Here is a 12,725-nt window from a genome sequence, read left to right as displayed (position 1 = left end):
ACAACGCAACCGACTTCAGCTCAGATGTCACCTCGGGCGCTCGCGGATCCCATGCCGGCCGCCGCCTCGGAATCGGGAGAGTCCAACGGTAAGACCTATACCGTCTCGGCCGCCACAATCGCCGGAGCGACTCCGGACGGTGATGGACGCTGGCACGCCGAGGTCGCTCAGGTGTCCGGTGGCGATCCCTCGGTGGCCGAGGCGTTCAACAAGGCCGGGGACGCCTCGGCCCGCGACCAGATCGAGCAGGTGCGCGCCGATGCAGACTCGATTCCGTCGTGGACCTTCGAAGTGAAGTCCGAGTTGTTCTTTCGACCGTCGGCGCTCGCACAACTTCTCACCGGTGTCTACTACGTGCACGGTGCCGCCCATCCGAACAACTACGTGAGCACGGTCGTGATCGACAGCCGTAGCGCCAAACCCATCACGTTGAGCGACCTGTTCTCCAATGAGCAGGACGGCCTCAACCGGCTCTCCGAGCAGACCAAGCGGATATGGCCGACGGTCTACGGCGACGGCGAGCCGATGGCCGACGAACCCGGCAACCGACCGATCGCGGAGAACTTCGCGAACTGGATACCCACCGCCGAGGGTATGGAGCTGCACTTCGCCGACTACCAGTTCGGACACGGCTTGCCGGTGATCACCGTGCCGTGGTCATCGCTGACCGACGTACTGGCGCCTGACATGGCGGCGCTTGCGCAGCGGTGAGTGCACCGGGAATCAGAAGAGTTCGTAGGACTCGCGGCTGATCGTGAATCCGTGGTCGTCGCGGTTCTCGCACCTGATGCCCGACTGCTCGCTGAAGCAGGTGTAGCCGGTCGTCGCATCCCGATCGCCGTAGCGCAGGGTGCGCGCGTCGCCACCGAAGGTGGTGTCGCCGGCGCAGACGAACGTGGGCTTTCCGGTGGCCTCGAGGTTGATGCCCTGACCGTAGCCGGTCTGGCTGGGGCAATCCGCCGGCCGCGGCGGCGGTGACCAGTCCCGCTCGCGGATATCGCAGCGGACCCAGTCCGAGGCCGACAGACACGCGATGTTTCCACTGGGCGACTCGAAGAAATACATTTCCGGCTGGGCTGCGGCCGTGGGGGCGCCGCTGATCGCCGCGGCGGTCAGAGTGGCTACGGCGATCGCCGCTGCGCGGACGGGAGCTTTCATACCGAGACGATAATCCTAAATAGAAATGAGTGCGGCTTTTCGTGAATGTTTCCACGTCGGTGGTCCCCAAGGATGGTGCACAGCGGCCGACCCGCCCATCGACCACCACGGTTTCGGCCGCCCACCGCGCAATACTGAGGCAATGCCTGTCGCCCGTCGAGTACTCACCACGGTCCTGGCTGCCCTGTTGGCCCTGGCCTCCCCTGTTTCGCCGGCCTCCCCCGCCTCCGCCGATCCGCTGCAGCCCGCCTTCGCACAGTTGGCCGGCACCGTGCCGGCCACCATCGGCATCGCCTACGCTCCGGTCGGCCAGAACGGCGTCGTTACGCTCGGCGCCCTGCAGAACGGGGTGGCCTGGTCGACCATCAAGGTCCCGCTGGCGATCGCCGCAATCCACGCCAACCGCCCCAACGCGCAAGACCTCGCGGCCAGGGCCGTCACCGCCTCGGACAACGACGCCGCCGAGAAGTTGTGGTCCGAGCTCGGGCCGGCGCCGCAGGCCGCCCAGCAGGTGCAGGCCGTGCTGCGGGCCTTCGGCGACACCGGCACCGCGGTCGAATCCCGGCGGCTGCGGCCGGAATTCAGCGCCTTCGGCCAGACCCAGTGGCCGCTGGGCCGCCAGGCGGTGTTCGCCGCCCATCTGCCGTGCCTGGCCGCCGGCGCGCCCGTCTACAGTCTGATGCGCAACACCGTGACCAGCCAGCGGTGGGGGCTGGCCGGCCTGAGCGTCCCCAGCAAAGGCGGCTGGGGGCCCGGCCCCGGCGGCGGCTACCTGGTGCGACAGTTCGGTATCGTCCGCAGCCCCCATGGTGATCTTGCGGTGGCGATGGCCGCCGAGCCCAACGACGGCAGCTTCGACTCCGGGGTGGCCGCCCTCAACCAGATGACCCAGTGGCTCAGCGCCAATGCCGCCGCGCTACCGGGCGGCCGCTGCGCCGGGTAGGTTGGCGGCTAACCACTTGTTACCCGCGAGTAGGAGACAGCCATGCCCGCTCCGTCCGCCGCAGCATTCGACCGGCTGCGCGCACTGGCCGCCATCGATGACATCGACGGGCGGCAGTCGAAGACCATCGACGAGGTCTTCACCGGCAAACCGCTGACCACCATCCCGGTGGGCACCGCCGAGGATGTGACGGCGGCCTTCGCCAAGGCCCGCGCCGCCCAGCAGCAGTGGGCGGCCCGCAGCGTCAAGGAGCGCTGCGCGATCATCGAGGGCTACCGCGACCTGGTGATCGCCAACCGGGACTTCCTGATGGACGTCGCCCAGGCCGAGACCGGCAAGGCCCGTTCGGCGGCCCAGGAGGAGATCGTCGACATCATGCTCAACGCGCGGTACTACGCGCGCCAGGCCGCCAAGTTGCTGGCCTCCAAGCGGGTGCAGGGTCTGCTGCCCGGCATCGTCAAGACCGTGGTCAACCACCATCCCAAGGGCGTCGTCGGGGTCATCTCACCGTGGAATTACCCGATGACACTGTCGATTTCGGATGCCATCCCCGCATTGCTGGCCGGTAATGCCGTAGTGGTCAAACCAGACAGCCAGACCCCGTACTGCACGCTGGCCAACGCCGAACTGCTGTACCAGGCCGGTCTGCCGCGTGAGCTGTTCGCGGTGGTGCCCGGTCCGGGATCGGTGGTCGGCACGGCGATCGTGCAGCAGTGCGACTACCTGATGTTCACCGGCTCCAGCGCCACCGGCCGGTCGCTGGCCGAGCAGTGCGGCGCCCGGCTGATCGGGTTCTCCGCGGAGCTGGGCGGCAAGAACCCGATGATCGTCACCAAGGGCGCGAACCTTTCGGAGGTCGCCAAGGCCGCCACCCGCGCCTGCTTCTCCAACGCCGGCCAGTTGTGCATCTCCATCGAGCGGATCTATGTCGAGCGGGAGATCGCCGACGAGTTCGCCGCGAAGTTCGCCGAGCAGGTGCGCGCCATGAAGCTCTCGGGCGCCTACGACTTCTCCGCCGACATGGGCAGCCTGATCTCCGAAGACCAGATCAAGACCGTCTCCAACCATGTAGATGACGCAAAGGCCAAGGGCGCCAAGGTTATCGCCGGCGGAAACGCCCGCCCCGACATCGGGCCGCTGTTCTTCGAACCCACGGTGCTGACCGACGTCACCGACGAGATGGAGTGCGGCCGAAACGAGACGTTCGGCCCGGTGGTCTCCATCTACCCGGTCGACAGCATCGATGAGGCGATCGCACGCGCCAACGACACCGAGTACGGGCTCAACGCCAGCGTCTGGGCTGCAACCAAGGCGCAGGGTGAGGCGATCGCCGCCCGCGTCAAGTCCGGCACCGTCAACGTCGACGAAGGTTACGCGCTGGCCTTTGGTAGCACCGCGGCACCGATGGGCGGGATGAAGGCCTCCGGGGTGGGCCGGCGCCACGGCGCCGACGGCATTCTGAAGTACACCGAGTCGCAGACGGTTTCGACCGCCCGGGTGCTGAATCTGGATCCGCCGCTGGGGATCTCGGGCCCGCTGTGGCAGAAGCTGCTGACCCCGATGATCCGCCTGGTGCAGGCACTACCCGGCCGGTAGCACTTCAACGCCTCCCGGCCCGGGGCTTACTCCGACCGGCGGCGCGCTCCAGATCCGCCAGCGCCGGTTCGATGGCATCGGCCATCTTGTGGATGTCCTCGGCGACTTCCGGCGTGGTCACGAACCCGAAGTCGAGGTGGTCGCGATAGGAGAAGCACGTGATGTTCAGCGCCACATCCATGACCGGCGGCCCCAGCGGCACCAGCGATTCCACTTCCGCGCCGGCCATGTAGAGCGGGAACGACGGGCCGGGAACGTTGGAGACGACGAGGTTGATCGGGGCCAGCCGATTCGACAGGCCGGTCGCGGTGTAGGCGCGCGCGGCAAGCTGCAGCAGCCCGGGCGGAGTTGTGTCGGTCAGTCCCATGATCTGGTGCGCCGACAGCGCCTTGGCCATCTGCTTGGCGCTCTGGGTGTTCTCGTGGATCATCTTGAGCCGCTGACCGGCGCCCTCGAGATCGGTGGCCAACGACACCGTCATCGAACTGACCTTGTTGCCGACCTCGCCCTGGCTCGCCTCGGTGCGGGTCGACACCGGGATCTGAGCGACCAGCGGCTTGTCCGGCAACTCCCCGCGCTCGCCCAGATATTGCCGGACGGCGCCGGCGACCATGGCGAGCACGACGTCGTTGAGTTTCACGCCGTAGGCGTCCTTGACGGCCTTGACCCGGGCCAACTCGACGCGGCAGGCGGTGATCCGCCGGTGCGGCGACACGCTGGCGTTGAACCGGGTCACCGGGGCGTCGAAGTAGCGCGGCGGTTTACGTGCCACGCCCAGGCCGATCGTGGCGATCTGCTGACGGACGGTCTGTTGCAGCAGCCGGCCGATGCGAAACGGCGTCATGACCGCGACGTTGACCAGCGCACCGATGGCACGGCGCTCGAAGCTGGGAATGCCGTCATCGGTCGGCGATCCGATCGCTTGCGGGTCCGGTGGACGCGGCTCCGGCGTGACGTCCAGCATGATCTCGGAGAGGCCCGCGCCCGAGACACCGTCGACGATCGCGTGGTGCATCTTCGTCAACGTCGCGACCCGGCCGCCGTTGACCCCCTCGATCACCCACACTTCCCACAGCGGTCGGGAACGGTCCAGTTTGTAGGACATCAGCCGGCCTACGAGCTCTTCGACCTCGCGGCGCCCGCCCGGGGCCGGGACGCCGATACGCCGCACATGAAAGTCGATGTCGAGTTCGTTGTCTTCGATGAACCACGGCCGGTCCAGACCCAGCGGCGCACCGCTGACCTTCCAGCGCAGCTGCGGCAGTTGCGGTAGCCGCTCGATCAGCAGTTGGCGGACCAGCTCAAAACTGTAATTCGGTGCCTGGCTGGTATCCAGGATCGCCAGCCCCCCGATGTGCATGTGCCAGCCCGCAGTCTCGGCAGACCAGAACGCGGCGTCGACGCCCGAAAGTCGCTGCATCGACCGAGACTAACGTGGACAGCTGCGCCGGGGGCGGCTCACCGCCAGAAAATCTGCCGAAGCTAGCTGTCGGCCGCTACGTGCTTGGCGTGCACCTCGTCGGCGGGACGGGCTTCGGTTTGCTCCTTGGCCCACCGGTAGTCGGGCTTTCCGGCCGGGGAACGCTTGACCTCGTCGACGAACCACAGACTGCGGGGCACCTTGTAGCCGGCGATCTCGGTGCGTGCGCAGGTGTTGATCTCCTCCAGCGACGGCCGAGCATCGCCGCGCGGCTGCACCACCGCGGCCACGTGTTGGCCGTAGCGGGCGTCGGGCACACCGACCACCAAAGCGTCGAACACGTCCGGGTGGGTTTTGAGGGCGGCCTCGACCTCCTCGGGGTAGATCTTCTCGCCCCCGGAGTTGATCGACACCGAGCCGCGACCGAGCATGGTGACGGTGCCGTCGGCCTCGACCTGCGCGTAGTCGCCCGGGATGGCGTAGCGCACGCCGTTGATGGTGCGGAAGGTCTCGGCGGTCTTCTTCTCGTCCTTGTAGTAGCCGACGGGGATGTGGCCGCGCTTGGCGATGATGCCGCGCACGCCGGAGCCGGGCTGGACTTCGTTGCCGTCCTCGTCGAGCACCACGGTGGTCTTGTCGATGGTGACCCGGGGACCGCCGGTGTGCGCCTCGCCCTTGGCGACGATGCTGGTGCCGCCGAACCCGGTTTCGCTCGACCCGATGGAGTCGGTGATGATCCGGTTGGGCAGCAGCTCCAGCAGCTTCTCCTTGATGCTGGGGCTGAACAGCGCCGCGGTGGATGCCAGCAGGAACAGCGATGACAGGTCATACTCTTCGCCGGCGGCCTGGGCGGCCAGCAGCGCGTCGAGCAGCGGGCGCGCCATGGCGTCGCCGGTGAAGAACAGCAGGTTCACCTTGTGGTCGTGGATGGTGCGCCACACCTGATCGGCGTCGAATTCCGGTGCCAGCACCACGGTTTGGCCGCTGAACAGTGACATCCAGGTCGCCGACTGGGTGGCGCCGTGGATCATCGGCGGGATCGGGTGGCGGATCATCGGCGGGTTGGCGGCGGCCTGCTTGGCCAGGTCGTACTCGTCGGCGATCGGCTCGCCGGTGGCGAAGTCGGTGCCGCCGAACAGCACCCGGTAGATGTCCTCGTGGCGCCACATCACGCCCTTGGGGAACCCGGTGGTGCCGCCGGTGTAGAGCAGGTAGATGTCGTCAGCGCTGCGCGGCCCGAAGTCGCGCTCGGGCGAGCCCTGCGCCAGCGCGGCCTCGAACTCCACACCGCCGTAGCGCTGGTAGTCGCCGTCGGAGCCGTCCTCGATCACCAGGATGGTCTTGACGTTCGGGGTGTCGGGCAGCACGTTGGCGACCCGGTCGGCGTATTGCCGTTCATGCACCAGCGCGACCATGTCGGAGTTGTCGAACAGGTAGCGCAGCTCGCCCTCGACGTAGCGGAAGTTGACGTTGACCAGGATGGCGCCGGCCTTGATGATGCCGAGCATCGCAACGACGATCTCGTTGCGGTTGCGGCAGTACAGTCCGACCTTGTCGTCCTTCTTGACGCCCTGGTCGATCAAGTAGTGGGCCAGCCGGTTGGCCTTCTCCTCCAGTTGGGCGTAGGTCAGCTGCTCGTCCCCACAGATCAGGGCAACCCGATCCGGAACGGCGTCGACGGCGTGTTCGGCGAGATCCGCGATGTTGAGAGCCACACCACACAAACTAGAACGTGTTACATTTCGTTTTCAAGTCGAGGCCTCAACGCGGAAAGGCGGACGCCGGTGAGCGAGTCGTCACAACAGCCCCACGCCCTGGTTGAACAGCGCGGACACACGCTGATCGTCACGCTGAACCGGCCCGAGGCCCGCAACGCGTTGAGCGGCGAAATGCTGGCGATCATGGTCGAGGCCTGGGACCGGGTGGACAACGACGACGAGATCCGCTCGTGCATTCTGACCGGGGCGGGCGGCTACTTCTGCGCGGGCATGGACCTCAAGGCGGCCAACAAGAAAGCGCCCGGCGACTCGTTCAAAGACGGCAGCTACGACCCCTCGCGCATCGACGGACTGCTCAAGGGCCGCCGGCTGACCAAGCCGCTGATCGCCGCGGTCGAAGGACCCGCAATCGCCGGGGGCACCGAGATCCTGCAGGGCACCGACATCCGCATCGCCGGGCAAAGCGCGAAGTTCGGCATCTCCGAGGCCAAGTGGAGCCTGTACCCGATGGGCGGCTCCGCGGTGCGACTGGTGCGCCAGATTCCCTACACGATGGCGTGTGACCTGCTCTTCACCGGTCGGCACATCACCGCCGCCGAGGCGCTGGAGATGGGCCTGATCGGCCACGTCGTGCCCGACGGCTCCGCGCTGGACAAGGCGCTGGAGATCGCCGAGCAGATCAACAACAACGGCCCGCTGGCGGTGCAGGCGATGCTGCGCACCATCCACGAGACCGAGGGCATGCACGAGAACGACGCCTTCGCGATCGACACCAAGATCGGCATCAAGGTGTTCTTGAGCGAGGACGCCAAGGAGGGGCCGCGCGCCTTCGCCGAGAAACGCAGGCCCGAGTTCAAGAACCGCTGATGCGGATCGCTGTCACCGGCGGCACCGGCTACGTCGGCGCCCACACCGTCAAGGCGATGTTGGAAGCCGGGCACGCGGTGCGGTTGTTGGTCGCGCCGGGCTGCGGCGACGAGCCCGTCATCCCCCGGCTTCGCGAGTTGGGCGCACTGGAGGTGCTCAACGGCGACATCCGCGACACCGCAGTGGTGGCCGCGCTGCTGGACGGCTGCGACGCGGTGCTGCACGCCGCGGGGGTGGTCGGCACCAACGATCGGCAAGAGAAGTTGATGTGGGACATCAACGCCTATGCCACCGAGGCGATCCTGACCCGCGCGGTGGAAGCCAAGCTCGATCCGGTGGTGTCGGTCAGCAGCTACAGCGCGCTGTTCCCGCCGCCCGACGGTGTGATCGGCCCGGACTCGCCCACCGTGCCCGGCCGCAGCGCCTACGCCCGCACCAAGGCCTACGGCGAGCGGGTGGCCCGCCGGCTACAGGACGAGGGGCACCCGGTCGTGGTCACCTATCCCTCCAGCGTGGTCGGTCCGGCGTTCTGGACGGCCCCCGGCGTCACCGAGCGGGGCTGGGCGCCGATCGTGAAGTATCGGGTGGCGCCGGTGGTGCGCGGCGGCATGGCGATGGTCGACGTGCGCGATGTCGGCCGGGTGCACGAGGCGCTGATGCGGCCCGGCCGCGGCCCGCACCGCTACCTGTGCGGCGGGATCATGGTCGGCTTCGACGAGATGATCGCCGCGGTGGAGCGCGGCCTGGGTAAGCCGGTGCGCCGAATCCGGGTGGCTCCCAGCGCTTTCAAGGGCATCGGTCGGGTCAGCGATCTGGCCAGTAAGTTGCTGCCGCTGCCGGAGTCGCTGAGCTACGAGGCGGCCTGGTTGCTGACCTCGGCCACCCCGACCGACGACTCGGCCACGTTGGCTGATCTGGGATTGCAGTGGCGCTCGCCAATCGAGGCGATCGTGGAGTCGCTGCGGGCCGGGCTCAGCCCCAGCGCGCCGGTCTCCCCGCCCGCCACCCCGCCGAACGTGTAACCACTGCGAAATTCCGCCGGGATTTTCGCAGCCAGTACACGTTCGGCGTTTCTGTCGGGGGTCGTAGGCAGACTTCCGCCATGGCGACACCGTTCCTGGGCAGCGAGGCCGTCCGAAGCGGCCGGCTGACCCCGTACGCCTTGCGGAGCCGATTCGTCGCGATCCATCCGGACGTTTATGTACCAGCCGGTACGAGACCCACCGCGGTATTGCGAGCCCAAGCCGCATGGCTGTGGTCGCGGAGACGCGGCGTCGTCGCGGGCCAGTCGGCCGCCGCGCTGCACGGGGCGAAATGGGTCGATGATCACGCACCGGCGGAGCTGCTCTACGACTGTCGCCGGCCACCCAAGCACATCCGCACCTGGTCGGACCGCGTCGATGACGACGAGGTGCAGCTGATCGGCGGCATACCGGTGACATCGCCGGCTCGCACCGCATTGGACCTGGCCTGTCGCTATCCCCAGGTCAACGCCGTCGCGGCCATCGACGCCCTCGGACAGGCCACCGACCTCAAGATCACCGACGTCGAGTTGCTGGCCGAAAGATACCGGGGGCGCCGCGGGATCTGTGATGCCCGAATGGCGCTCCCGCTCGTCGACACCGGTTCTGACTCACCACGGGAATCCCAGTTGCGACTGGTCCTCATCCGGGCCGGCTATCCGCCGCCGCAGACACAGATCCCGGTTTACGACGAATGGCAGCAGCTTGTCGCGGTCCTAGACATGGGCTGGAAGGAGGTCATGGTCGGCCTCGACTACGAAGGCGAACATCACCGCACCAATCGACGGCGCTTCAACCAAGACATCCGGCGCCACGAGACGGTGACCGGGCTCGGCTGGATCGACCTGCGGATCACCCTCGAAGACACCGAAGGCGGCATCCTCGGCCGAGTCGCGGCGGCCTGGGCGCGACGAGCGTGTACTCCCAGCGATTTTCGGGCGCGCTTTTCGCGCTGAGTACACGCTCGGCTACCCCAACACCGGCTCGCTCGGCGTGAACACCACCGGCATGGACACCGGGCCGGATACGAAGTTCGCCGGACGCAGCGGCACCTCTGCGCCGTCGGCCAGCCGCAGATCCGGCAGCCGCTGCAGTACCCGCTCGGTCATCAGCGAAAGCTCTAGTCTGGCCAACTGGTTGCCCATACAGAAGTGGGTGCCGAAGCCGAACGCGACATGGCTGTTGGGGTCGCGCTTGATGTCGAACCGTTCGGGGTCGTCGAACACCGACTCGTCAAAGTTCGCCGACTCGAACATCAGCATGATCTTCTCGCCCTGCTTGAGCTCGGTGCCGTGGAACTCGGTGTCGGCGGTCAACGTGCGGCACATGTTCTTCACCGGAGAGGTCCAGCGCAACATCTCCTCGATCGCCCCGGGCAGCAGACTCGCGTCGGCGCGCAGCATGTCCCACTGATCGCGGTGGCGCAGCAACTGTTCGGTGCCACCGGACAGCGTGTGCCGAGTAGTCTCGTCGCCGCCGATCAGGATCAACAGGGTCTCGAAGATGATCTCGTCATCCGACATCACCGCGCCGTCCACCTCGGCGTTGACCAGCACGGAGAACAGGTCGTCGGTGGGCTCTGCCCGACGTTTGACGATGATGTCTCTGGTGAACTCGGTCCAGCCGGCGAACGCCTCCATGACCGCCTGAAACGTCGCCGACTCCGGATCCAGGTGGGAGCTCTGCCCGGCAACCAGGTCGTCGGACCATTTCAGCAGCATCGAGCGTTCTTCCGGCAGTACACCGAGCATGTCGCCGATCACCGCCATGGGCAGCGGAGCGGCGATGTCGCGGACGAAGTCGCACTCGCCGCGTTCGCAGACGGCGTCGATCAAGGTGTCACAGAGTTGCCCGATGGACGGCAGCTGGGCATGCACCCGCTTGCGGGTGAAGCCGGCGTTGACCAGCTTGCGGCGCACCAGGTGCTCCGGGTCGTCCATGTCGATCATGTAGGGCATGCCCGGCTGGTCGGGACGGATGCCGCCGGTGCTGGAGAACAGCTCCGGGTTGCGCTCGGCGTCGATCACCGCGGCGTAGCTGGCCGCGGCGGCCTGACCGTTGCGGTCCCGGAACACCGGCTCGTGAGCGCGCATCCACTTGTAGGCGGCGCGCGCTCCGCCGTCGGAGTAGAAGGTGCCGTCGGTCAGGTCGACATCGGGCTTGGTCATCGGCTTCACATCGGCCATAACCTCGGTCATCAGCGTCCTCCGGATTACAGTGGGCGTCATGGCTCTTTCACAGCACACCATCGCTGGCACTGTGCTTACCATGCCGGTCCGCGTCCGTCAGGCGGATGTGCATTCCGCGATGTTCTCGGTTTCGGCGGATGCCGCGCAGGCGATGATCGACTACAGCGGCCTGCAGGTTTTCCAGCACCGGCCCGGACAGGCGGTGGTCAACCTGATGCTGGCCCGCTACATCGACGGCGATCTGGGCAAGTACCACGAGTTCGGTACCGCGGTGATGGTCAACCCGCCGGGTTCGTCCGCCCGCGGCTGGCGCGCATTGGGCTCCGCCGGTGCGTTCATCCACCACCTGCCGGTGGATCAGGAGTTCACGTTGGAGGCCGGGCGCACCATCTGGGGGTTCCCGAAGGTCATGGCGGACTTCACCGTTCGCGACGGTAAGCGGCTGGGCTTCGATGTGGCCGCCGGCGGCGAGCACATCGCCACCATGGAATTCGGACGCGGGCTACCGGTGCCGGGGCTTTTCACCTCCCGGCCGCGGACGCTGCAGGCGTTCAGCCACCTCGACGGTGTGACTCATCAAGTGCCTTGGGAGATGAAGGTTTCCGGTGTGCGCGGCACGGTGGGTGGTACGACGCTGCGGCTGGGCACCCACCCGTACGCCCAGGAGCTGGCCGCGCTGGGCTTGCCGAAGCGGCCGATGATGTCCTCGACGGTCGGGCATGTCGAGATGACGTTCGGGGATGCCGAGGTGGCGGGCCGCTAGCGGAGTTCGTCTCTGGTGATCGGCGGTGGGTGACCGCGGCGGCGGCTGTCGTCCACGCTTGCCTCCTGTCTGCGGCGTCCAGGCGCGCCAATGCTTCTGATTCCAGCAACTGGTTCAGACCGGCAATTGCCACACCGCGCGGTGAACCGTCAGGGGCGTTCATGCGACATGCCTGGCCGCAGTCACCACCTGGTGCCACGCCAAGTGATAGCGAGCGAGTTCTTCGCTTCCGTCGATCAAGGCGTCGATGGCCGCCAACAGCATCCAGTCAGCGACATCTCGGGCCAGCTGGTCAGGGTAGGCCGACAGCACCTTGTTTGCGGTGTCGGTGACGACGTTGCGGAATCGTTCAATTTCGTTGTCGGCGACCCCGGATCGGCGGGCCACCGCCCGCCCGACGGTCTGCACGATCCGCGGCAAGCGCGTACTGGCTCCGGCGGCATCAATCAAGGTCGGACCCAGTTCGTCGATGTGCTGGCCATAACGGGCGCGTTCCCCGGCACCCGGAAGCGGGTCGTTGGGGCCGGCTTCAGCGACATAGGTGTTGGGCTGGTGTGTCGCGGTGGCGATCACCGCGCCGAGCAGATCAACCACGCTGACGTCGTGACGGCGCTGGGCGGGAGCGAGCAGGGTGACACCGGGGGGCAATAGAACTCCCGGCGGGACCCAGCCTCCGGCCAGATCGGTCACCAACACTGTTGTGGTCTCATCATCACGCAAGCCGGCCGCCCAGGCGAGGTTCGGTGCCTGGCGAGCCACCGCATCGACTTTGCGCTGCACATCGTCCTGCTCGGCCATGCGTTTGGCGGCGGTGCCGGCTCCGGCCCCGGCCATTCCTCCGGCGCCCATCCGGCCCGCTATCGAGGCCCCCGACTGGCCGCCGGTGCCTGAGGTCGGCTTGCCCGGTACGGGACGGTCACCTGAGGATGCGACGGTGGTACTGCCGGAAGTCGGAGTTGTTGCTCCGCCAGGCGCTGACGGGGATGCCGGGCCGGAGGGGCCAGCCGCCGGTGTCGGTGCGCCGGGTGCTACGGCCCCGGCCGGACGCA

General features: G+C 67.4%; 12 protein-coding genes. 7 read left to right on the top strand and 5 right to left on the bottom strand.

Annotated features, from left to right (window positions below; translation table 11 throughout):
* The first annotated feature begins 51 nt into the window (after positions 1-51).
* A complete protein-coding gene (locus tag G6N19_RS12075; protein WP_232062382.1) occupies positions 52-711 on the top strand; it encodes a DUF3298 domain-containing protein in 660 nt (219 codons plus the stop codon).
* Between the two features lie 12 nt (positions 712-723).
* Here the strand turns inward: G6N19_RS12075 and G6N19_RS12070 are convergent, their stop codons facing one another.
* On the bottom strand, positions 724-1,158 hold the full coding sequence (locus G6N19_RS12070) for a DUF6636 domain-containing protein (RefSeq protein ID WP_193465021.1): 435 nt from the start codon (positions 1,156-1,158) through the stop codon (positions 724-726).
* A gap of 142 nt (positions 1,159-1,300) precedes the next feature.
* Here G6N19_RS12070 and G6N19_RS12065 point away from each other — a divergent pair, with 142 nt between their 5' ends.
* Positions 1,301-2,101, top strand: a complete 801-nt coding sequence (locus G6N19_RS12065; protein ID WP_408632434.1) for a serine hydrolase — start codon at positions 1,301-1,303, stop codon at positions 2,099-2,101.
* A gap of 42 nt (positions 2,102-2,143) precedes the next feature.
* A complete protein-coding gene (locus tag G6N19_RS12060; protein ID WP_193465020.1) occupies positions 2,144-3,697 on the top strand; it encodes a succinic semialdehyde dehydrogenase in 1,554 nt (517 codons plus the stop codon).
* Between the two features lie 4 nt (positions 3,698-3,701).
* On the opposite strand, the gene G6N19_RS12055 is transcribed toward G6N19_RS12060, so the two are convergent.
* Both G6N19_RS12055 and G6N19_RS12050 read right to left on the bottom strand, forming a co-directional pair.
* The gene (locus G6N19_RS12055) at positions 3,702-5,117 is read right to left on the bottom strand and encodes a WS/DGAT/MGAT family O-acyltransferase (protein WP_193465019.1); all 1,416 of its coding nucleotides are present in this window, start codon (positions 5,115-5,117) and stop codon (positions 3,702-3,704) included.
* A 62-nt stretch (positions 5,118-5,179) separates the two neighbouring features.
* Positions 5,180-6,841 carry an acyl-CoA synthetase gene (locus G6N19_RS12050; RefSeq protein ID WP_193374398.1) on the bottom strand — a complete coding sequence of 554 codons (1,662 nt, stop codon included), beginning with the start codon at positions 6,839-6,841 and terminating at the stop codon, positions 5,180-5,182.
* Positions 6,842-6,901: 60 nt separating this feature from the next.
* Here G6N19_RS12050 and G6N19_RS12045 point away from each other — a divergent pair, with 60 nt between their 5' ends.
* From G6N19_RS12045 to G6N19_RS12035, 3 genes are all read left to right on the top strand, one after another.
* Positions 6,902-7,702: a crotonase/enoyl-CoA hydratase family protein gene (locus tag G6N19_RS12045; protein ID WP_013830574.1), complete on the top strand. Its 801-nt coding sequence runs from the start codon at positions 6,902-6,904 to the stop codon at positions 7,700-7,702.
* Positions 7,702-8,724 carry an NAD-dependent epimerase/dehydratase family protein gene (locus G6N19_RS12040; RefSeq protein ID WP_193465018.1) on the top strand — a complete coding sequence of 341 codons (1,023 nt, stop codon included), beginning with the start codon at positions 7,702-7,704 and terminating at the stop codon, positions 8,722-8,724. Before G6N19_RS12045 ends, G6N19_RS12040 begins: the two co-directional genes overlap by 1 nt.
* An 80-nt stretch (positions 8,725-8,804) precedes the next feature.
* On the top strand, positions 8,805-9,680 hold the full coding sequence (locus G6N19_RS12035; protein ID WP_193465017.1) for a hypothetical protein: 876 nt from the start codon (positions 8,805-8,807) through the stop codon (positions 9,678-9,680).
* Positions 9,681-9,692: 12 nt separating this feature from the next.
* Here the strand turns inward: G6N19_RS12035 and G6N19_RS12030 are convergent, their stop codons facing one another.
* Positions 9,693-10,892, bottom strand: a complete 1,200-nt coding sequence (locus tag G6N19_RS12030) for a cytochrome P450 (RefSeq protein ID WP_193466386.1) — start codon at positions 10,890-10,892, stop codon at positions 9,693-9,695.
* A gap of 58 nt (positions 10,893-10,950) precedes the next feature.
* On the opposite strand from G6N19_RS12030, the gene G6N19_RS12025 reads away from it, so the two are divergent.
* Positions 10,951-11,676, top strand: coding sequence for an acetoacetate decarboxylase family protein (locus G6N19_RS12025; RefSeq protein ID WP_041320231.1), 726 nt, complete (start codon positions 10,951-10,953; stop codon positions 11,674-11,676).
* A 159-nt stretch (positions 11,677-11,835) separates the two neighbouring features.
* On the opposite strand, the gene G6N19_RS12020 is transcribed toward G6N19_RS12025, so the two are convergent.
* Positions 11,836-12,525 (bottom strand): DUF5631 domain-containing protein, encoded by a 690-nt coding sequence (locus G6N19_RS12020; protein WP_193465016.1) that lies wholly within the window; start codon positions 12,523-12,525, stop codon positions 11,836-11,838.
* Positions 12,526-12,725 lie beyond the last annotated feature (200 nt).

Origin of the sequence: Mycobacterium novum, assembly GCF_010726505.1 — a bacterium.
GTDB classification, from domain to species: Bacteria; Actinomycetota; Actinomycetes; order Mycobacteriales; family Mycobacteriaceae; genus Mycobacterium; species Mycobacterium algericum.
The sequence above is the reverse complement of the archived record's forward strand: the minus strand, read 5'-3'. Positions and strand labels throughout refer to the sequence as shown.

Coding starts and splice junctions, on each gene's coding strand:
- G6N19_RS12065 (WP_408632434.1), top strand. CDS start 1,301: ATGCCTGTCGCCCGTCGAGTACTCACCACGGTCCTGGCTGCCCTGTTG.
- G6N19_RS12075 (WP_232062382.1), top strand. CDS start 52: ATGCCGGCCGCCGCCTCGGAATCGGGAGAGTCCAACGGTAAGACCTAT.
- G6N19_RS12055 (WP_193465019.1), bottom strand. CDS start 5,117: ATGCAGCGACTTTCGGGCGTCGACGCCGCGTTCTGGTCTGCCGAGACT.
- G6N19_RS12070 (WP_193465021.1), bottom strand. CDS start 1,158: ATGAAAGCTCCCGTCCGCGCAGCGGCGATCGCCGTAGCCACTCTGACC.
- G6N19_RS12060 (WP_193465020.1), top strand. CDS start 2,144: ATGCCCGCTCCGTCCGCCGCAGCATTCGACCGGCTGCGCGCACTGGCC.
- G6N19_RS12020 (WP_193465016.1), bottom strand. CDS start 12,525: ATGGGCGCCGGAGGAATGGCCGGGGCCGGAGCCGGCACCGCCGCCAAA.
- G6N19_RS12040 (WP_193465018.1), top strand. CDS start 7,702: ATGCGGATCGCTGTCACCGGCGGCACCGGCTACGTCGGCGCCCACACC.
- G6N19_RS12025 (WP_041320231.1), top strand. CDS start 10,951: ATGGCTCTTTCACAGCACACCATCGCTGGCACTGTGCTTACCATGCCG.
- G6N19_RS12035 (WP_193465017.1), top strand. CDS start 8,805: ATGGCGACACCGTTCCTGGGCAGCGAGGCCGTCCGAAGCGGCCGGCTG.
- G6N19_RS12030 (WP_193466386.1), bottom strand. CDS start 10,892: ATGACCAAGCCCGATGTCGACCTGACCGACGGCACCTTCTACTCCGAC.